This is a genomic window from Roseomonas sp. WA12, assembly GCF_054165765.1.
Genome location: NZ_CM135108.1, coordinates 1,652,501 through 1,671,333, shown reverse-complemented (window position 1 = coordinate 1,671,333; position 18,833 = coordinate 1,652,501). Strand labels below are relative to the sequence as shown.

Annotated in this window: 19 protein-coding genes (1 of these 19 cut by a window edge); 14 read left to right on the top strand and 5 right to left on the bottom strand. The window is 69.0% G+C overall.

Annotated elements, in window-relative coordinates; genetic code table 11:
* Positions 1–2: 2 nt before the first annotated feature.
* Entirely contained in the window at positions 3–449 is a 447-nt protein-coding gene (gene bcsD / locus ACVBD7_RS07930; protein WP_458096938.1) for a cellulose biosynthesis protein BcsD, read from the top strand.
* A 9-nt stretch (positions 450–458) separates the two neighbouring features.
* On the opposite strand, the gene ACVBD7_RS07925 is transcribed toward bcsD, so the two are convergent.
* Positions 459–1,352 (bottom strand): methyltransferase domain-containing protein, encoded by an 894-nt coding sequence (locus ACVBD7_RS07925; protein ID WP_458096937.1) that lies wholly within the window; start codon positions 1,350–1,352, stop codon positions 459–461.
* A gap of 103 nt (positions 1,353–1,455) precedes the next feature.
* Between ACVBD7_RS07925 and ACVBD7_RS07920 the strand changes: the two genes are divergently transcribed.
* From ACVBD7_RS07920 to ACVBD7_RS07910, 3 genes are all read left to right on the top strand, one after another.
* Complete coding sequence (locus tag ACVBD7_RS07920) at positions 1,456–2,232, top strand: ComF family protein (protein WP_458096936.1); 777 nt, start codon at positions 1,456–1,458, stop codon at positions 2,230–2,232.
* A gap of 49 nt (positions 2,233–2,281) precedes the next feature.
* Positions 2,282–2,539: a glutaredoxin 3 gene (gene grxC, locus ACVBD7_RS07915; RefSeq protein ID WP_458097664.1), complete on the top strand. Its 258-nt coding sequence runs from the start codon at positions 2,282–2,284 to the stop codon at positions 2,537–2,539.
* Positions 2,540–2,614: 75 nt separating this feature from the next.
* Entirely contained in the window at positions 2,615–3,109 is a 495-nt protein-coding gene (locus ACVBD7_RS07910) for a DUF1178 family protein (RefSeq protein ID WP_458096935.1), read from the top strand.
* A gap of 20 nt (positions 3,110–3,129) precedes the next feature.
* Here the strand turns inward: ACVBD7_RS07910 and ubiG are convergent, their stop codons facing one another.
* Positions 3,130–3,846 carry a bifunctional 2-polyprenyl-6-hydroxyphenol methylase/3-demethylubiquinol 3-O-methyltransferase UbiG gene (gene ubiG, locus ACVBD7_RS07905; RefSeq protein WP_458096934.1) on the bottom strand — a complete coding sequence of 239 codons (717 nt, stop codon included), beginning with the start codon at positions 3,844–3,846 and terminating at the stop codon, positions 3,130–3,132.
* Positions 3,847–3,951: 105 nt separating this feature from the next.
* Between ubiG and ACVBD7_RS07900 the strand changes: the two genes are divergently transcribed.
* The 5 genes from ACVBD7_RS07900 (at position 3,952) to ACVBD7_RS07880 (ending at position 8,926) form a co-directional block, all read left to right on the top strand.
* Entirely contained in the window at positions 3,952–5,172 is a 1,221-nt protein-coding gene (locus ACVBD7_RS07900) for an aspartate kinase (RefSeq protein ID WP_458096933.1), read from the top strand.
* Positions 5,173–5,344: 172 nt separating this feature from the next.
* Complete coding sequence (locus tag ACVBD7_RS07895; RefSeq protein WP_458097663.1) at positions 5,345–6,331, top strand: NAD(P)H-dependent flavin oxidoreductase; 987 nt, start codon at positions 5,345–5,347, stop codon at positions 6,329–6,331.
* A gap of 86 nt (positions 6,332–6,417) precedes the next feature.
* Positions 6,418–7,518, top strand: coding sequence for a helix-turn-helix domain-containing protein (locus tag ACVBD7_RS07890; protein WP_458096932.1), 1,101 nt, complete (start codon positions 6,418–6,420; stop codon positions 7,516–7,518).
* 68 nt (positions 7,519–7,586) lie between these two features.
* On the top strand, positions 7,587–8,750 hold the full coding sequence (ispG, locus tag ACVBD7_RS07885) for a flavodoxin-dependent (E)-4-hydroxy-3-methylbut-2-enyl-diphosphate synthase (protein WP_458096931.1): 1,164 nt from the start codon (positions 7,587–7,589) through the stop codon (positions 8,748–8,750).
* Complete coding sequence (locus ACVBD7_RS07880; RefSeq protein WP_458096930.1) at positions 8,750–8,926, top strand: hypothetical protein; 177 nt, start codon at positions 8,750–8,752, stop codon at positions 8,924–8,926. The genes ispG and ACVBD7_RS07880 overlap by 1 nt, the downstream gene beginning before the upstream one ends.
* Before the next feature lie 7 nt (positions 8,927–8,933).
* Here ACVBD7_RS07880 and ACVBD7_RS07875 read toward each other — a convergent pair whose 3' ends face one another.
* On the bottom strand, positions 8,934–9,230 hold the full coding sequence (locus tag ACVBD7_RS07875; protein ID WP_458096929.1) for a hypothetical protein: 297 nt from the start codon (positions 9,228–9,230) through the stop codon (positions 8,934–8,936).
* Between the two features lie 94 nt (positions 9,231–9,324).
* Here ACVBD7_RS07875 and hisS point away from each other — a divergent pair, with 94 nt between their 5' ends.
* The 4 genes from hisS to ACVBD7_RS07855 all read left to right on the top strand — a co-directional run bounded on the left by hisS (position 9,325) and on the right by ACVBD7_RS07855 (position 13,223).
* The gene (gene hisS / locus ACVBD7_RS07870; protein WP_458096928.1) at positions 9,325–10,569 is read left to right on the top strand and encodes a histidine--tRNA ligase; all 1,245 of its coding nucleotides are present in this window, start codon (positions 9,325–9,327) and stop codon (positions 10,567–10,569) included.
* The gene (gene prfA / locus ACVBD7_RS07865; protein ID WP_458096927.1) at positions 10,569–11,624 is read left to right on the top strand and encodes a peptide chain release factor 1; all 1,056 of its coding nucleotides are present in this window, start codon (positions 10,569–10,571) and stop codon (positions 11,622–11,624) included. Before hisS ends, prfA begins: the two co-directional genes overlap by 1 nt.
* The gene (gene prmC / locus ACVBD7_RS07860; RefSeq protein WP_458096926.1) at positions 11,621–12,487 is read left to right on the top strand and encodes a peptide chain release factor N(5)-glutamine methyltransferase; all 867 of its coding nucleotides are present in this window, start codon (positions 11,621–11,623) and stop codon (positions 12,485–12,487) included. Before prfA ends, prmC begins: the two co-directional genes overlap by 4 nt.
* A gap of 244 nt (positions 12,488–12,731) precedes the next feature.
* Positions 12,732–13,223, top strand: a complete 492-nt coding sequence (locus ACVBD7_RS07855; protein ID WP_458096925.1) for a DUF4167 domain-containing protein — start codon at positions 12,732–12,734, stop codon at positions 13,221–13,223.
* Between the two features lie 13 nt (positions 13,224–13,236).
* On the opposite strand, the gene ACVBD7_RS07850 is transcribed toward ACVBD7_RS07855, so the two are convergent.
* Both ACVBD7_RS07850 and ACVBD7_RS07845 read right to left on the bottom strand, forming a co-directional pair.
* Positions 13,237–15,444, bottom strand: a complete 2,208-nt coding sequence (locus ACVBD7_RS07850) for an amylo-alpha-1,6-glucosidase (RefSeq protein WP_458096924.1) — start codon at positions 15,442–15,444, stop codon at positions 13,237–13,239.
* Between the two features lie 33 nt (positions 15,445–15,477).
* Positions 15,478–16,257, bottom strand: a complete 780-nt coding sequence (locus tag ACVBD7_RS07845; protein ID WP_458096923.1) for an MOSC domain-containing protein — start codon at positions 16,255–16,257, stop codon at positions 15,478–15,480.
* 187 nt (positions 16,258–16,444) lie between these two features.
* Here ACVBD7_RS07845 and clpB point away from each other — a divergent pair, with 187 nt between their 5' ends.
* Positions 16,445–18,833, top strand: the 5' portion of a protein-coding gene (gene clpB / locus ACVBD7_RS07840; protein WP_458096922.1) for an ATP-dependent chaperone ClpB. The gene runs 203 nt beyond the window's last position; the window shows 2,389 of its 2,592 coding nt (coding positions 1–2,389); its start codon is at positions 16,445–16,447; the stop codon falls past the right edge of the window.

Sequence of the window (18,833 nt, the reverse complement as noted above, 5' to 3'; positions counted from 1 at the left end):
CGATGACCTCCATTGATGCCCGTTCCGGCGATGGCCCGGACTGGGAGGGCTTTCTGCGGGCCCTGCTGGACACGTTGGACGCCCATATGCCTGCGGACGAGCAGGCCGTGTTGCTGCGCGCGATCGGTGCGCAGATCGCTGCCCTCTCGCCGATCCCGCCCGAGGACACGCTGGCCGGGTTCGAGGCACGGATCAACGAGCGCTTGGCCGGCCCGCGCTGGGGATCCGTCTCCATCGCGCTGGATTCGGACGGTCCCGCGCTGGTCCTGACCCATGCCGCGCCGCCGGTGATCCCGACGGCGAAAGACGAGGCGGGCGGCTGGATCGCGCCCGTCCTCGAAGGGCTGCATGCTGGCTGGATCGCGGCCCAGCCCGGCGCCGCGGCCGAGGTGCAGACTCATCTCGTCAGCGCCGATCAGAACCGGATGGTTCTGCGCTACGGCGCCTAGGCGCCTGCTTCAGTGGCGGCCCGGCGTCTCACCGGCCCGCTGCTCGATAACCCCGAGTGCATCGGCCAGTCTCGTATCGGCGCTGCCAGGGCGTGCAGGGCGGGGCTGGTCCGGCCCCGGGCTCCAGCCCGTCAGGGTAAGAAGGCGCAGGGTTGCCGGCACGCCCTCCGGCCCGCCCGGAAGGGCGGACAGGGCCATGGGGAACAACCCGCGTGGCGGGATGCGGTCGTCCCGCGTCAGGACAGCGTTGCTCTCTCCCGCAGCCTGGAGGTCGCGCAGCAGGAGGAGTGGGTTGCGATAAGCGAGCGATATCTCCTCGAGATCGGCGACCGGAAGCGCGAAACCCGCGCGCTGCAGCAGGGCCGCGCCGTCCCGCAATTCCGGAAACGGCGAGACCCGCGGGGCCGCACCGTCCCGTAGGGCGGCATCAGCGGCTGTCAGCGCCTCGCGAAGGGGTTGGAGTGTGCCCAGGGCCGGCATGGTGGCCAGGAACAAGCCGTCCGGCGTCATGGCCCGTCGGATCTGGGCGAGGGCGCCCGGCAGGTCGTTCACCCAGTGCAGCGAGAGATTGGCCACGACCAGATCGAAGCTGGCCGGGGCGAAGGGCAGCCATTCCTCGTCGCCCGCGACCGCCAGCCCGCCGCAACCCGCCACTTGGCGCGGTGAGAGATCCATAGAAACGACGAAGGGGATCCCTCGCGCTGCGAGCGCGGGCGCGATGAGTCCGCGGCCGCCGATCTCCAGCGCCCGGCCGAAGCGCCGGGTGGTGTCGTCCAGCCGGTCGACGAGCCGTTCAGCCGCTGCCTCCAGCACTGGTGCAACGCGGTGCTGGGTAGCCGCGGCGCGATCACGGCGCCGGCGCAGCAGGCCGCGATCGAAGATAAGATGGGGCGATCCGCTCATGTACCTTGATATGCCGCGGCACGGGCGCTTGTGCCAGAGGCACCGGCGGCTTCCGCCTGAGTACCGCGCCAGCCTAGAATTGCTTGACGGCAAAGGAGCGGGGATGCGCGCAGCGGCGGCTGTGGAAGGGGCGGGGCGGCTTGTGCGGACCGGCGCGCGGGGCGTGCTGGATACATTGCTGCCGCCGCACTGCCTTGCCTGCGACAACCGGGTTATGGAGCAGGGCGCCTTGTGCCCGGACTGCTTCAGCGGCCTGCACCTGATCGTGGAACCCTATTGTCGCATCTGCGGCGTGCCTTTCGCGCATGATGGGGAAGGGGAGGTCGGGCTGTGCCCCTCCTGCGTCGCCGCGCCGCCCTCCTTTTCTCGTGCCAGGGCTGTCTTTTCCTACAATGAGGCCGCCCGGCGGCTGGTTCTGCCGCTTAAGCATGGCGACCGGACGGAGCTGGCCGGGCCTCTGGCCCGCCACATGGCACAGGCCGGGGCGGCGCTGCTGGAGGCGGCAGAGCTCATCGTCCCTGTGCCGCTGCACCGCCGGCGCCTGTTCCTCCGGCGCTACAATCAGGCGGCACTGCTGGCAGCACGGTTGGGGCGGTTAGTGGGGCGCGCGGTGTTGCCAGATGCGCTCCGGCGGACACAGCGGACGCCGCCGCTTGGGGAACTTGGGGCGGCGGCGCGACGGGCGGTGCTGGAGGGCGCGATCGCGGTCGCGCCAGGAGCGCGTCGGCGGATTGCGGGCCGGCGCGTGCTGCTGGTGGACGACGTGCTGACAAGCGGCGCTACCGCAGGCGCCTGCGCCGAGGCTTTGCTCGCGGCCGGTGCAGTGCGGGTGGAAGTCCTGGCAGTCGCGCGCGTCCCCAACCCGCGTCTGGCGGGCTGACCGGGGCCGGCGCCTTGAAGCGAGCCGCCGGGTTACCGAAATGACGGGGATGGCCCAGATCGAGATCTATACCATCCCTTATTGCCCATATTGCGAGCGCGCCAAGGCGTTGCTGACGCGCAAGGGAGCGGCCTTCGAGGAGATTGACGCGCCGACCGGCTCTCCCTCCCGCAAGGCCGCGATCGAGCGGTCAGGCGGCCGCACGACGGTGCCGCAGATCTTCATCGGCGGGCAGGCGATCGGCGGGTCCGACGACCTTTCCGCGCTGGACCGGGCCGGCAAGCTGGACGCGCTACTGGCCGCCTGACCTATTTTCTGGCACCTCGTTGATGGAGGTGCCAGAACGCGGCCCCGATCCGTCCGGAACCCTTCAAGACCACTGATGATCCACTACCAACTTCGCTGCAGCCAGGAGCACGGCTTCGACGGCTGGTTCAGGGACAGCGCCGGCTTCGAGAAGCTGGCCGCCTCCGGCCTCGTCGACTGCCCGGTATGCGGGGACACCGGCGTTCGCCGCGACCTGATGGCCCCGGCGATCGCCAAGCCCCGCGCCCAGGTCCCTACCGAATCTCGTGCCGAGCCGGCGCCCGTACCCTCAGCCCCGCCCGAGACTCCGCCCGCATTGGCCCCCGAGGCGACGACCGCTGGCCCTGTGCCCGCCCAACTCTTCGCGCTCCTGCAACGCATGCGCGCCGAGGTGGAGAAGAGCTGCGACCATGTCGGTCGCGACTTCGCCGAGGAGGCTCGGCGGATGCATCGTGGCGAGAGCGAGCGCCGCGGCATCTATGGCGAGGCGACCGCGGACGAGGCGGAGTCCCTGGCCGACGAGGGGATCGAGATCGGCCGCATCCCCTGGGTGCCGCGCGCGGACGGCTAGGGATTGCTGTCTGGTGCGGGTTAGTCCCTGACCGCAGCCATGATGTAGTTTACTGCCGTGTCGCGGCTTTCCCGCCAGCCGCCGGTCAGCGGCTCCGGCACCATGCCGGCCACGTCCACTACCCGCAGCCCGGCGCGTCGTAGCCCGGCGCCGAGTTCGGCGGGGGTGACGAACATCTTCCAGTCATGCGTACCCACCGGCAGCATTCTCAGCAGGTATTCCGCGCCCAGCTTGGCGAAAAGGAAGCTGCGGGCCGTGCGATTAAGGGTGGAGAGGAAGACCATGCCGCCCGGCCGTGCCGAGCGGGCGAGGGAGGCCAGGAAGGCGTCCCGGTCGGCGACGTGCTCGATCACCTCCAGAGCCGTCACCGCGTCGAACTGGCCGGTGAGGTCCTCGGGGCGGCCCTGGCGGTATTCGATGGAGAGGCCCTGGCCGGCGGCGTGGAAGCGGGCGGCTTCAAGCGCCTCCGCGGCCATGTCCAGGCCGGTCACCCGGGCGCCGCGGCACGCGAAGGCCTCAGCCGCCAGTCCGGCGCCGCAGCCGACATCGAGCAGGGTCAGCCCGTCCAGCGCCGTGCCGCTGCGGTCAGATTGCCGGGCCAGGCGATCGGCGATCCAGCCGGTGCGCAGCGGGTTCATGGCGTGAAGCGGCGCCATTGGCCCGCGCGGGTTCCACCATTCGGCGGCCAATGCGTCGAACTTGGCGACCTCGTTCGCCAGCACCGTGCCGCCTGCCATCGGAACCCTCCCCGGTTGCCCCGGGGGGCCCGGGCCGGTATCTGTGCCGCCCCGCGCCGGGACGCAACCCGCGCGCCTCCCTTTCGGCAGCGCACGACCTCTCCTATGGCCCGTATCGTGATGAAGTTCGGCGGCACCTCCGTCGCCGATCTGGATCGTATCCGCAACGTCGCTACCCGCGTGAAGCGGGAGGTGGAGGCCGGGCATGAGGTGGCGGTGGTGGTCTCCGCCATGTCCGGCGTGACCAATCAGCTCGTGAAATGGTGCACCGAGCTGTCCCCGCTGCACGACGCGCGGGAGTACGACACGGTGGTCGCCACCGGCGAGCAGGTGACGACGGGGCTGCTGGCCATCGCCCTGCAGACGGTCGGCGTCGATGCTCGATCCTGGCAGGGCTGGCAGGTGCCGATCCGTACGGATGGGGCCCATGGCAAGGCGCGGGTCGAGGAGATCGAGGGCGCCCTGCTAATCGAGCGCATGGCGCAGGGCCAGGTGCCCGTGATCGCCGGCTTCCAGGGCATCGGTCCGCGCGAGCGAATTACGACGCTTGGCCGCGGCGGCTCGGACCTGTCGGCGGTGGCCGTAGCGGCAGCCGTCCGCGCCGATCGCTGCGACATCTACACGGATGTCGACGGCATCTACACGACCGACCCTCGCATCGTGCCCCGCGCGCGCAAGCTGGCCGCGGTGGCGTATGAGGAGATGCTGGAATTGGCCTCGGTCGGCGCGAAGGTGCTGCAGACCCGGTCAGTTGAGCTCGCGATGAAGCAGAAGGTTCGGGTGCAGGTCCTGTCCTCCTTCGAGGACAAGCCCGGTTCCCTGGTGGTGGACGAGGACGAGATCGTGGAACAGCCCATGGTGACGGGCGTCGCGTATTCCCGCGACGAGGCGAAGGTCACGCTGCGCCGGGTGCCGGATAAGCCCGGCATTGCCGCGACCGTGTTCGGGCCGCTGGCCGATGCGAATGTGAATGTGGACATGATCGTGCAGAATCTCGGCACGGACGGCACCACGGACATGACCTTTACCCTGGGCAAGACGGACCTCCCGCGCGCGCGCGAGGTGCTGGAAGCGGCCCGCGGCACGATCGGCTATGGCGACGTGATTGCCGATACCGAGGTGACGAAGATCTCCGTCGTCGGCATCGGCATGCGCAGCCATGCGGGTGTCGCCGCAACCATGTTCAAGACGCTGGCGGAGAAGGGAATCAACATCCAGGTCATCTCCACCAGCGAGATCAAGACAAGCGTGCTGGTCGGCGCCGAGTACACGGAACTGGCCGTGCGCGCGCTGCACACCGCCTACGGCCTTGACGGGCCGGCGTGAAGGAACCGGTTTGATGGCTGCGGACCTCGTCTCCTCCGATCTGCCCGCGATCCCCGGCGCGCAGGGCGACACGCCCTTCGTGCGGGCCGCGGATGCGCTCGAGAGCAATTCGGTGGAGCAGCCCGGGGCTGGCCCTGCGGATGCAGCCGCCCGGGCGCGCCTTGCCCGGCTGATGGCGCGCGGCGCCGCCTTCCTGGGCAGCGAAGTCGCCATCATGGGCGGCGCGATGTCCTGGATCAGCGAGCGCAACCTCGTTGCGGCGCTGTCCAATTCCGGCGCCTTCGGGGTGATCGCCTGCGGTGCGATGGAGCCGCCGCGGCTGGCCGAGGAGATCGCGGCCACCCAGGCGCTGACCAGCCGGCCGTTCGGCGTGAACCTCATCACCATGCATCCGCGCCTGGATGATCTCGTGCAGGTCTGCCTCGACGCGAAGGTCGGACATATCGTCTTTGCTGGCGGTATTCCGCCGACGCCGGCCATCCGCAAGGCCAAGGAAGGCGGCGCCAAGGTGGTGTGCTTTGCTCCGGCCCTGGCGCTCGCCAAGAAGCTCGTGCGGTCCGGTGCGGATGCCCTGGTGATCGAGGGCTCGGAGGCGGGCGGGCATATCGGGCCGGTCTCGCTGAACGTGCTGGCGCAGGAAATACTGCCGACCATGGCCTCCGAGGTGCCGATTTTCGTCGCTGGCGGCATAGGCCGGGGTGAGGCGCTGCTTTCCTACCTCGAGATGGGCGCGGCCGGGGCGCAGATTGGCACGCGCTTCGTCTGCGCGAGCGAGAGCATCGCCCATGCGCGCTTCAAGCAGGCTTTCATCCGGGGCGCCGCCCGGGATGCGCTTCCGACGATCCAGCTCGACGACCGCTTCCCCGTGATCCCCGTCCGTGCCCTGCAGAACGAGGGCACCAAGCGGTTCCTGGAGCACCAAGCCACGGTCATCCGGCGCCACCAGTCGGGCGAGCTCGACAAGACCGCCGCACAGCTCGACATCGAGCATTACTGGGCCGGTGCGCTGCGCCGTGCCGTGATCGATGGAGATGTGGAGAACGGGTCCCTGATGGCCGGGCAGAGCGTCGGCATGGTCACGAGGGAAGCCCCCGCGGCCGCGATCCTGGCCGAGCTGATGGACCAGGCCGCCGCCGTCCTCACCGCCCGCGCGACCTGAACGGCTGATCGCAGGCGCAGGGCTTTCGCACCCCGCCCGGCCGCGTTAGGTGTTGCCAACCACCCCCAAGAAGTCCTCACCTGCCGATGGTTAAGCCCGACATGACGACGGCGGAGGCGGCCCGCGTTGGCGAGGAGCTGCGCGACGCCCGCCTGGCGCTCGGCGCCACCCTTGAGGAGGTGGCCGACAACCTTCGCATCAACCGCCGCTACCTCGCCGCGCTCGAGGAGGGCCGTAGTCGCGACCTGCCGGGGCCGGCCTATGCGCTCGGCTTCGTCCGCACCTATGCGCGCGCTCTCGGGCTCGATGCGGACGATCTGGCCCGCCGCTACCGCGAGAATGGCCCGGCTCGTACCGGCCGCACCGACCTTGTCTTCCCCGAGCCGGTGCCCGAGCGGGGCATTCCGGCCGGGGTGGTGATCCTGCTCGGCGTCGTCATCATGGTCGGAGCCTATGCGGCCTGGTGGCGTTGGAGCGGCTCGGCAGAGCGGACGGTGGACCAGGTGCCGCCGCCGCCTGCGCGAATTGAGCAGGCGGCGCGGGATGCGCGGCCATCCATGCCCGCCAACGACACGGCGCCGGTGCTGCCCCCCACCCTCGGCCAGGCGACTCCTGGTGCCGGTGCTGGCCGGCCCGGCACGACACCGCCGCCGCCAGGCGGGCCTGCGGGCAATCAGCAGGCCACGGCCCCGGCCAGTCCCCCTGCGCCGCAATTGCCGGCTCTGCCCGGCGCTCGCCCGCTTGGCGCTCCCCCGTCTGGCGCCCCAGTGGTCCAGCCTGGCAGCCCACCGATTCCGGCTGCGGTTACGCCCGCCTTGCCGGGTTCGCCGCCGACGACTCCGGCATCGCCGGCCGAGCCTCCCAACCGGATCACCTTGCGTGCGGTGGATGGGCCGGGCACCGGCGAGGGCGCCTGGGTACAGGTTCGCGACCCCCGATCCGGCCAGACCGTGCTGAACCGCGTGCTCCGGCCGGGTGAGAGCTTTGCCGTCCCGCGGGAAGGGCTGGTGATGACCACGGGACGGGCGCAGGGTCTCGAAGTTGTGGTGGATGGCCAGCCGACCGGTGCGCTCTCCGGCCGTACCGGCGTGGTGCGTGACGTCGCGCTGAACCCTGACCAACTCCGCCAGCCTCGCCCCGCCGCGGGTGGGCCGGCAACCAATACGGCCCCCGTCACGGGCCGGTAATCATCCTCCCCTTGGACGGCGCCACCGCGCCTGCCATATCCTGGGGACGGTTTCGGGGAAGCCCGCGCATGTCGTCCTATCGTCCGTACCAGCATATCGAGCGTCGGAAGTCGCGCCAGATCATGGTCGGCAAAGTGCCGGTGGGGGGCGATGCGCCCATCACCGTCCAGACCATGACGAACACGCCCACCGAGGACGCCGAGGCGACCATCGCCCAGATCCGGCGCTCCGAGCTGGCGGGCGTGGACATCGTCCGCGTTTCCTGCCCGACCGAGGAGGCGACCGCGGCGCTCGCCGAGATCGTGCGGGAGGTGAATGTCCCGATCGTGGCCGACATCCACTTCCACTACCGCCGCGCGATCGAGGCCGCGAAGGCCGGCGCGGCCTGCCTGCGGATCAATCCGGGCAATATTGGCTCTCCGGAGCGGGTGAAGGAGGTCCTCAAGGCCGCCCGCGACTATGGCTGCTCCATCCGCATTGGCGTTAATGCCGGCAGCCTGGAGAAGCACCTGCTGGAGAAGTACGGGGAGCCCAACCCGGAGGCGCTGGTGGAGAGCGCGCTGTGGCACGCTGACCACCTGCTTCAGAACGACTTTCACGAGTTCAAGATCAGCGTGAAGGCCAGCGACGTGTTCCTGGCCGTTGCCGCCTATCAGCAGCTGGCTGAGGCCTGCGACCACCCCTTGCATATCGGCATTACCGAGGCGGGCGGGCGGCGGACGGGCACGGTGAAGTCCTCCATCGGCCTTGGGAACCTGCTCTGGGCCGGGGTCGGCGATACGCTGCGCGTTTCCCTCTCGGCGGAGCCGGAGGAGGAGGTGCTGGTGGGTTGGGACATCCTGAAGTCCCTTGGCATCCGCCATCGCGGCGTGAAGATCATCTCCTGCCCTTCATGCGCGCGGCAGGGCTTCAACGTCATTAAGACGGTTGAGGCGCTGGAGAACCGGCTGGCGCATATCGAGCAGCCCATCACGCTCTCGATCATCGGCTGCGTGGTGAACGGGCCGGGCGAGGCACTGATGACCGATATCGGGCTCACCGGCGGCGGGGCAGGGACCCACATGGTCTACTCGGCCGGCAAGACGAGCCACACCACCCGGAGCGAGGAGATGGTGGACCATATCGTGGACCTGGTGGAGCAGCGCGCCTCCCTGCTGAAGGCGCAGAAGGATGCTGAGAAGGCCGCCGCGGCCGTTGGCGACATCCCGCTCGCGATCCAGGCGGCCGAGTGATGCCTTCCGCCGAGCAGGATCCCCACCCCGTCCTCGCCGCCATGGAGCAGGCCATTCTCGACCTCCTTGAGGAGTTCGAGGAAGGGCACGGGCCGATGGATGAGCGGGATGCCGAGGTGTTCCAGGAAGCCAAGGAGCACCTGCAGCGGGCGGTGAGGGTGCTCCGGGAGGGCTGAGGCCGCGCTAGTGGTGCGGCCCGAAGCCCACTAGCAGAAGCCAGGCGGTGATCGTGCCGGTGGCCAGTCCGGGCAGCACGGGGATCAGCAGCAGCAGGGCGCCGCGGCCGGGCCGGCCCGCCTGGGCCAAGCGCCGGGCCTTGAACAGGATGGCGAGCGTGGCAGCCAGGATGGCCAGCAGCACCCAGCCCTCGGTCCTGTCTCCGCCGTAGCTCGCCGTCATCGTAAAGATATGTCCGATCCAGTAGGCGTTCCCCGCCGCGACGAGGAGCCCGAGGGGGAAGAGGGAGCGGTAAGCCAGCATCCGGTCAGGCTAGGTGCTGGCCCCGGCGGCGCGCAAGGAGAGCGCCGGAAGAGGTAGGGACATCCCTACGATCAGGTGCTAATCCGCCGCGACCATGGCGAAACAAGACCTCCAGCCCGCGCGCGGCACGCATGACCTGATCGGCGAGGAGTTCCGGCGCCACCACCACGTAATCGATACCGCGCGGCGCATCTCTGCTCTCTATGGGTTTGAGGAGTGGGCGACCCCGATCTTTGAAGATACCCGCGTTTTCTCCCGCAGCCTGGGCGAGACCTCCGACGTCGTCTCGAAGGAGATGTACACCTTCGAGGACCGTGGCGGAGAGAGCGTGACGCTGCGGCCGGAGGGCACGGCCGGTGCCTGCCGGGCGCTGGTAACCAACGGGCTCACCCAGACCAACCTGCCGCGCAAGGTGTTCTATGCCGGCCCCATGTTTCGCTACGAGCGACCGCAGAAAGGCCGCTACCGCCAATTTCATCAGATCGGCGCCGAGGTGATGGGCGCGGCCGAGCCGCTGGCCGATGCCGAGGTGATCGCCTGCGGCTGGCACATCCAGCAGGCGTTGGGGATCGACCAGGGCGCCGTGCTCGAGATCAACACGCTGGGCGATTCCGCAAGCCGCGACGCCTACCGCGCCGCGCTCGTCGCCCATTTCCGCGCCTCCGCCGACAAGCTTTCGGAGGAGAGTCGGTCGCGGCTGGAGAAGAACCCGCTTCGCATCGTCGACAGCAAGGATCCCGGCGATAGGGCGCTCGTGGAAGATGCGCCGACCATCCATACGCATCTCACCGAGGCCGCCGCCGCCTTCTATGCCGGGGTGAAGCGCGCCTTGGATCGCTTCGGCGTGCCCTATCGCGAGAACCCACGGATCGTGCGAGGCCTGGACTACTACAGCCACACCGCCTTCGAGTTCGTCACCGACCGGCTTGGCGCCCAAGGCACCGTGATGGCGGGTGGCCGCTATGACGGGCTCGTGGAGGAGATGGGCGGTCCGGCAACACCCTCCGTCGGTTGGGCGGCGGGGGTGGAGCGGCTCTCCATGCTGCTGGAGACCGCACCCGCCGCACCCCGCCCTGTCGCGGTGATCCCGGTTGGCGAGGCCGCCGAGGCCGCGGCGCTGGATGCCGTACAGGCGTTGCGCCGGGCCGGGGTGGCCGCCGAAATCGGCTACAAGGGCAATCTGAAGCGCCGGATGGAGCGCGCGAACCGACTGGGCGCGCGTGCCGCCGTCATCATCGGCGATGACGAAATGGCGGAGGGCGTGGCGCAGCTGCGCGACCTCGATGCCGGCACGCAGGATCGCGTACCGCTGGCGGAACTCGCCGCAAGGCTCGCCTGATGGCGCTTCCCGCGAAGCTGGACCGCCTGCTCTCCCGTGCCGAGGAGCTGCGGCACGAGCTTGGCACCGCCGATGGCAGCCGCTTCGGCGTGCTGTCGAAGGAGCTGTCAGAGCTCGAGCCCGTCGTCGAGAAGATGAACGCGCTGCGCGAGGCCGAGCGCGCGCGCGACGACGCGGAGACAATGATGGCCGATCCCGAGATGCGCGAGCTGGCCGAAGCCGAATATTTCGAGAAGCGGGATCTCGTCCCTGCGCTCGAACACGAGATCCGGATCATGCTGCTGCCGAAGGATGCGGCGGATGAGCGTTCCGCGATTCTGGAAGTGCGCCCTGCGGCCGGGGGCGACGAGGCCGGGCTGTTCGCGGCCGAGCTGTTCCGTGCCTACCAGAAATACGCTGAATCCCAGGGCTGGCGCTTCGAGGCGCTTGAATGGGATGAGGCCGAGGCGGGCGGCATCAAGGGCGCGAGCGCCAACATCTCTGGCCGCGGCGTCTTCGCCAAGCTGAAATTCGAGAGCGGCGTGCACCGTGTGCAGCGCGTGCCGGCGACCGAGACCCAGGGGCGCATCCACACCTCCACCGTCACGGTCGCGGTGATGGCTGAGGCGGAGGAAGTGGATGTCCAGATCAACGACAGCGACCTGCGCATCGATACCTATCGCGCTTCGGGTGCCGGCGGGCAGCATGTGAACAAGACGGACAGCGCCGTCCGCATCACCCATATCCCGACCAATACCGTGGTGGCGATGCAGGAGGAGCGGTCCCAGCACAAGAACCGCGCGAAGGCGATGAAGGTGCTGCGCGCACGCATCTACGAGACGCAGCGTCAAGCGCTGGCCGGTGCCCGAGCAGCAGACCGCAAAGGCCAGGTCGGCACGGGCGACCGCAGCGAGCGCATCCGCACCTACAACTTTCCGCAGGGGCGCGTGACCGACCATCGCATCGGGCTCACCCTTCATAAGGTGGACCGGGTGATGATGGGGGAGTTCGAGGAGATCATCTCCGCCCTCATGGCCGAGGACCAGGCGGCGCGGCTCGCCGCCGAGAACGAGTGAACGGCTGCGAGCCGGGCGAGTCGGTCGGCGCTTTTCTCTGCCAGGCCGGGCAGGTGCTTCGCGCCGCCGGGATCGAGGCGCCCCGCCAGGAGGCGCGAATGCTCCTCGCCCACGCCCTCGGCTGCCGGCAGGAGGACCTGCTGCGCGACCCCCGCGCCCCAGTTCCGCAAGAAGCCCAGGTGCGGTTCCGCTCGACGCTCGGTGCTCGCTCGCGCCACATGCCCATCGCCCATTTGCTGGGCCATACCGGTTTCTGGACGCTCGACCTCCTCAGCACCCCCGCAACCCTGATCCCGCGCGCCGACACAGAGACGCTGGTCGAAGCCGCGCTGGACGCTCTGCCGGGCCGTGGCGCCGTCTCGCGCGTGCTGGACCTCGGCACGGGCACCGGCGCACTGCTCCTGGCCTGCCTGGAGGAGTACCCCGGCGCCTTCGGGGTCGGGGTGGACCGCAGCCCGGAGGCTGCCGCCCTGGCACGCGCCAACGCCGCCCGGAACGGGTTGGCCAGCCGCGCTGCCATCCTGGCCGGGGATTGGGCCGCTGCCCTGACCGGGCGCTTCGACCTGATCCTTTCCAACCCCCCCTACATCGAGTCCGCAGCCATCCCCGATTTGATGCCCGAGGTCGCGTTGTACGAGCCCGCCCTGGCCCTCGATGGCGGTGAGGACGGGCTGGAGGCCTATCGCATCCTGGCCGCCGAGCTGCCCCGCCTCCTGGTGCCGGGTGGCCGTGCGGTTCTGGAACTCGGGCAGGGTCAGCGGCCGGAGGTGGAGGCGCTGATGCGCGCCGCCGGTTTGCACCCGGCCGGGTGCCGGGCCGATCTCGGCGGCATCCCCCGAGCCCTGGTACTGGAAGCCTTGTAAGGACCACCTGGAAAAAACCATTTGGAGGAATCGGCCGGGCTCACTACGTTCCTCCTGCGGCCCCCATCGCGCGATGCGCGGCGGGTCCGCCGGAGCAACCGGCCCAGCAGTCCCGAGACGGGGTGGGCCATCTCTCCGGCGCCGCCAGGCACAAGGATCATCATCTCGTCCGCCGGCTTCCGGGTTTCGGGGCCAGTCCCAGCTACGCAGCCGGCGCGAGCATGCAGGTGCGAACCAGACCCAGATGAACATGAAGCGTATGCGCGGCCGCGGGAACTTCCGGCAGGGAGGCCATGGCGGTGGCCATGGTGGCGGCGGAGGGGGTGGCGGCGGTCCGCGTCCCCAGCAGCACAGCGGCAACCAGCCGATGAACCGGAACCATGTGTTCGACTCGATTGGGCCGGACATGCGGATGCGGGGCACGGCCCAGCAGCTTTTCGAGAAGTACCTGCAGCTCGGCCGCGACGCGACCGGCTCGGGCGACCGCGTGATGGCGGAGGGATACTTCCAGCATGCGGAGCACTATTTCCGCATTCTCAACGCCATGAACCAGGCCCAGCAGCAGCAGGGCGGTGGTCAGCCCGGCCCTCAGCATGGTGGCCGCCGATACCCTGGCAATGACGGATCGGACGGCTTCGGTGAGCCCGAGGGCGAGCCCCAGGTGACCCAGATGGGCAATTCGTCCGGCAGCTACGACGGCTCGATGGATGGCGAGGCGCGCGAGGCGGCGCAGTAGGATTAGGCGGCGGTCAGGTGATGACCGCCACCTCGACTGCCCCTCGCCGCCGCAGCAGGTTTACTGAGACCCCGCCATCCCTGTCGTGCCGCCGCAGCCGCAGGTCCACCGCAGCGGTGCCGAGCTGCAGGTTCTCGATCCGCAGATCCTCCAGCCATGCCGGCAGGAACGGTCGCTGGAAGCGGATAACCCCTTCCTCGGACCGGAAGGAAAGGCCGAGCATCGCGCCGAGGGTCGAGTACACCGCCGCCGCTGCCCAGGCATGGGGAAGGCAGGCCACGGGATAGGTTGTTGGTCCCTCACCATGGCGCCGAGGAAAGCCGCAGAACAGTTCGGGGAGGCGGTGCAGGTCCACGGCCAGCGCTGAGTCGTATATCCCCGTGAGCAGCCGCTCAAGCTGCCCGTTCAGCCCGTAGCGCTTCATCCCGAGCGCGATGAGCCCGTTGTCGTGCGGCCAGACCGAGCCGTTGTGGTAGGACATCGGGTTATACCGCCGCTCGCCCTCGGCGACTGTTCGTATGCCCCAGCCGCCGAAGCTTTCCGGCGCCATCAGCGTCTGCGCAATACGATGGGCCCGGTCCGGGCTAGGTAGGCCGGTCAGCAGGGTGTGGCCGGCATTGGACGAGCGGATGCGGCAGGGCCGCTTCTCGCCATCCAGCGCCATTGCGTAGGTGGACAGTTCCTCGATCCAGAACGCCTCCTCCACCCGGGCTCGAAGGGCGTCCGCGCGGTCGGTCCAGACCTCTGCCTCGTCCTCATGGCCCAGTGCGCGCGCCATGCGGCCGGCACCGCGCCAGGCGGCTTCCGCATAGGCCTGCACCTCGATAAGCGCGATGGGCGCCTCGGCAAGCGTTCCGTCCTCGTGAAAGACGCTGTCCCAACTGTCCTTCCAGCCCTGGTTGATCAGCCCGTTCGAGGACTGCCGGTCGTATTCAAGCAGCAGGTCACCATCGATGTCGCCGTGGCGCTCGATCCAGCCGAGGGCGGCGACGATGTTGGGCCAGATCTGGCGGATCAGCGCCCAGTCGCCCGTGCGCTCGGCGTATAGGGTGGCCAGCAGCACGAAGAGCGGGGTGGAGTCGACGGAGCCGTAGTAGCGGCCGAAGGGCACCTCGCCGAGTGCCGCCATCTCGCCCCGGCGGCTTTCATGCAGGATCTTCCCGGGCTCCGCGTCGCGCGCCGGATCCATCGCGGTCGCCTGCATCCGGGCGTGATAGCGCAGGACGCCGCGCGCCAGTTCGGGATCCGCCCAGAGGCACTGCATGGCCGTGATGAGGGAATCACGGCCGAAAGGGCAGGAGAACCAGGGAATGCCACCGTAGGGGAAGGGGCCGGATCCTGTTTCCGTCGTCAGCATCGTCAGGTCGGCGGCGGAGCGCGCGAACCAGTCGTTGAAGGCGGGGTTGGACGAGGTGACGCGAGCCTTCTCGTCCTCTCGCTCACCGCACCAGGCACGGATGCCGGCGAGCAGCCCGTCGAAGCCGGGTGGGGCAGGGGGCTCGGCGGCCTCCAGACCAGTCTCGCAGGTGATGGTCACCTCGATCACGCGCTGCGCGCCCGGAGCAAGATCCAGCGGCCAGCGATTGTCGCGGCCAGGGGTGCCCTCCGGTGGCGGGTCGAAGCGGAGGCGTGTACGCCGCTCCACATCATCCAGCCCGCGATAGGAGAAGACGAGGCTGCCGTCCGGCCGCGCCTCGGGCGTGCGCCGCTCGCCGCGCCGTGGGCGCTTCTGGCCGCGCACCTCAAAGATGTCGGCAAAATCGGCGGCAAAGGTAAGGGAAATCTCGGATTGGAGAGGCTGGTCGCCGAAATTGCGCAGCGCAATCCGCTCCCGCACCAGCCCAGCACCGAGGACGATCTGACGCTCCACATGCACCGTGTCCCGGGTCAGTCCGCGGTCGGGCGCGACGGGGATGTCGGGGTTGGTCAAGTTCACGGTGAGCACGGCATTGTCCGCGCTCACCGCCGAAGAGAGCAGCAGAGGCCGCAGCCCGGCCACGCGCAGTGACACACGGGAGAGAAAGCGGGTGTCATCGTGGAACAGGCCTTCCGCGGTGGAACCGATCGCCTGTGCGTCACCGAAATGGTCGAGGACGAGAAAGGATGAGCCATTCTTCAGGGTGCGAGGCCGGTAGAGCGCGAGGGCGGTGGCCGCTGTGGCCGCGATGGTCCATCCGCTCTCATCCTCGGGACGCAAGGAACCCGTGCCGTCCTCGTCCATGGCCTGCTCCCTCCTCCTTGCTGCCCGACCGTTTCAGGCCGGTTCCAGCGCGTCGCCTACCGCCACGCGACCGCCATCCGCGACGGTGGCATGCACGCCCAGATCAGCGTGGCCGAAATGCTCGCGCAGTAACCGTGGGATGTCGCAGTCCCGCTCGCCGGTTGTGAGATCAACCTGCGTCGCCGGGCAGCGGACCGTCCGCTTGAACACCGACAGGCGCGCGCCGCCGAGCAACAGCTCCTGCCCGACCCAATCATGCTCCACCCAGGCAGGAAGCCCGGAGAAGTAGATGTTCGCGCGAAAGCGCAGCGGGTCCAGGCGGCGGCCGATCGCCTTTTCCAGCGCCTCGATGCTGGCCAAGTTGATGAGGGAGACGCCCTTCTTCACCTGGTCAGTGAAGGCGTGGCCAGCGGCTTCAGTGAAGCGCGGCGGGCGGGGGGTGCCATCCGGTCTTGTTCCGTGGCGGGCTTCGTCCCCGAGGAAGCGGATCAGCCATTTGCTGATGGCCGTGCGGCCTTCGGCCGTGCCGGTTGGGGCCGAGAGGGGAGGGTGCCCCTCGGCAGCCAGGGCCAGGCTTTCCGCCCGCGGGTCGAAGGCGGCGCGGACCAGCACCACCTTCCCGTTCTTCATCATGCAGGCAAAGTTCTGCTTGGGCAGGAAACGGGGCGCATCCTCCTCGAAGGGCGCATCGCCTTGTGCGAGGGCGAAGCGGCGGTCATGCGGGAAGGTCTCGCCGGCCGCGAGGATCACCTCCTCGAGGCTCTCGGCCGTGAGGCCTTTCACGGGGTAGCGATAGAGCCGCTCGACACGCATCGAAAATCCTCCGGTGACCTCTGGACCAAGCTCTGGACGAACCTCTGGGCCGACCTCTTGAAGCCGGGGCGCGCCCGATACCACATTCCCTTCAAACGCTTAACCCACCGCCTGATGAGGGGTGGGGAGGGCGGTCGCCATTGATCCCCCAAGGCCTGTTCCGGTCCGGGGTGGAGGGACAGAGAAGATGGATATCGAGAAGCTTACTGAGCGCGCCCGGGGATTCCTGCAGGCCGCGCAGACCATTGCCATTCGCGAATACCACCAGCGGGTCACGCCCGAGCACCTGCTCAAGGCGTTGCTGGACGATGAGGAGGGCGCGGCCTCCGGCCTGATTCGGGCTGCCGGCGGCGATCCGGCCGCGGCCAAGCGCGACGTCGATGCGGAAGTGTCCCGCAATCCGCGGGTCTCGGGCGGCGGCGCCGGGCAACCGCAGGTGACACCCGATTTCGTGCGCGTGTTGGACGCGGCCGAGCGCGCCGCCACCAAAGCGGGGGACAGCTTCGTTGCCCAGGACAGACTGCTGGTTGCCCTTTCGGCGAGCGATAATCCCGCGGGCAAATTGCTGGTGCGCGCAGGTGCCACCGCACAGAAGCTGGAAGCGGCCGTAGCCGACTTGCGCAAGGGCCGCACCGTGGACAATGCGAATGCCGAGCAGCAGTTCGACGCCCTGAAGAAGTACGCGCGGGACCTGACTGAGGCCGCGCGTGACGGAAAGCTGGACCCGGTTATCGGGCGCGACGAGGAGATCCGTCGCACGATCCAGGTGCTCGCGCGCCGGACGAAGAATAACCCTGTGCTGATCGGCGAGCCCGGTGTGGGCAAGACCGCCATCGTCGAGGGCCTCGCGCTGCGGATCGTCAATGGCGATGTGCCGGAGGCGCTGAAGACCAAGCGCGTGCTCGCGCTCGATCTCGGCGCGATGGTGGCCGGCGCAAAGTATCGCGGCGAGTTCGAGGAGCGGCTGAAGGGTGTGCTCACCGAGATGGAGACGGCCGCCGGCGAGGTAATCCTCTTCATCGACGAGATGCACACGCTGGTCGGAGCGGGCAAGGCGGATGGCGCGATGGATGCCTCCAACCTGCTCAAGCCTGCGCTGGCCCGCGGCGAGCTGCACTGCATCGGCGCGACCACGCTGGATGAGTACCGCAAGCACGTGGAAAAGGACGCGGCGCTCGCCCGTCGCTTCCAGCCTGTTTTCGTCGGCGAGCCGAGCGTGGAGGACACTGTGTCCATCCTGCGCGGCATCCGGGAGAAGTATGAGCTGCACCACGGAGTGCGGATCGCGGACAGCGCCCTGGTGGCCGCGGCAACCCTGTCGAACCGCTACATCACCGATCGGTTCCTGCCCGACAAGGCTATCGACCTTGTCGACGAGGCCGCGTCGCGCCTGCGTATGGCTGTCGACAGCAAGCCCGAGGAGCTGGACGCGATCGACCGCGACCTGCTGCGGTCTCGTATCGAGCGGGAGGCGTTGAAGCGTGAGACCGATGCGGCCAGCCGCGACCGTTTGGAGAAGCTTGAGCGCGAGATCGCGTCGTTGGAGGAGAAGTCCTCGGCGCTGACGGCGCGCTGGCAGGCGGAGAAGAACAAGCTATCCGAGGCCCAGAAGGCCAAGGAGGAGCTGGATCGCGCCCGCACCGAGGTCGAGCTGGCCCAGCGCAAGGGCGACTACGCCCGAGCCGGCGAGCTGACCTACGGCGTCATCCCCCAATTGGAGAAGCAGATTGCCGAGGGGGCCGATGATGGCGGCCGGCTGGTGAACGAGGCGGTCACCGAGGAGGGCATCGCGGCCGTCGTCTCCCGCTGGACCGGCGTGCCGGTGGAGAAAATGCTGGAGGGTGAACGCGCGAAGCTGATCCGCATGGAGGACGAGCTGCGCCGCCGGGTCGTCGGCCAGGAGGAGGCACTCGAGGCCGTTTCCAAGGCCGTGCGGCGGGCCCGTGCGGGCCTGCAGGACCCAGGGCGGCCGATTGGCAGCTTCCTGTTCCTCGGCCCGACCGGCGTCGGCAAGACCGAGCTGACCAAGGCGCTGGCGAGCTTTCTCTTCGACGACGACCGGGCGCTGCTGCGCATCGACATGTCGGAATACATGGAGAAGCACGCCGTTTCCCGGCTGGTCGGCGCTCCCCCGGGCTATGTCGGCTATGAGGAGGGTGGTGCACTCACCGAGGCAGTTCGCCGGCGGCCCTACCAGGTCATCCTTTTCGACGAGGTCGAGAAGGCGCACGAGGATGTCTTCAACATCCTGCTGCAGGTACTCGATGACGGGCGGCTGACGGACGGGCAGGGGCGGACGGTGGACTTCCGCAATACGCTCATCGTGCTGACCAGCAACATGGGTTCCGAGATCTTGGCGGCACAGCCGGAAGGCGAGGATGTGGACCTCGTGCGTGGCCAGGTCATGAACGTGGTGCGCACACGGTTCCGGCCGGAGTTCCTGAACCGGCTCGACGAGATCGTCCTATTCCGGCGGCTCGCGCGGGGAGACATGGGCTCGATCGTCGAGATCCAGCTCGGCCGCCTCCGCAAGCTGCTGGAGGACCGGAAGATTACGTTGGAACTGGACAAGGATG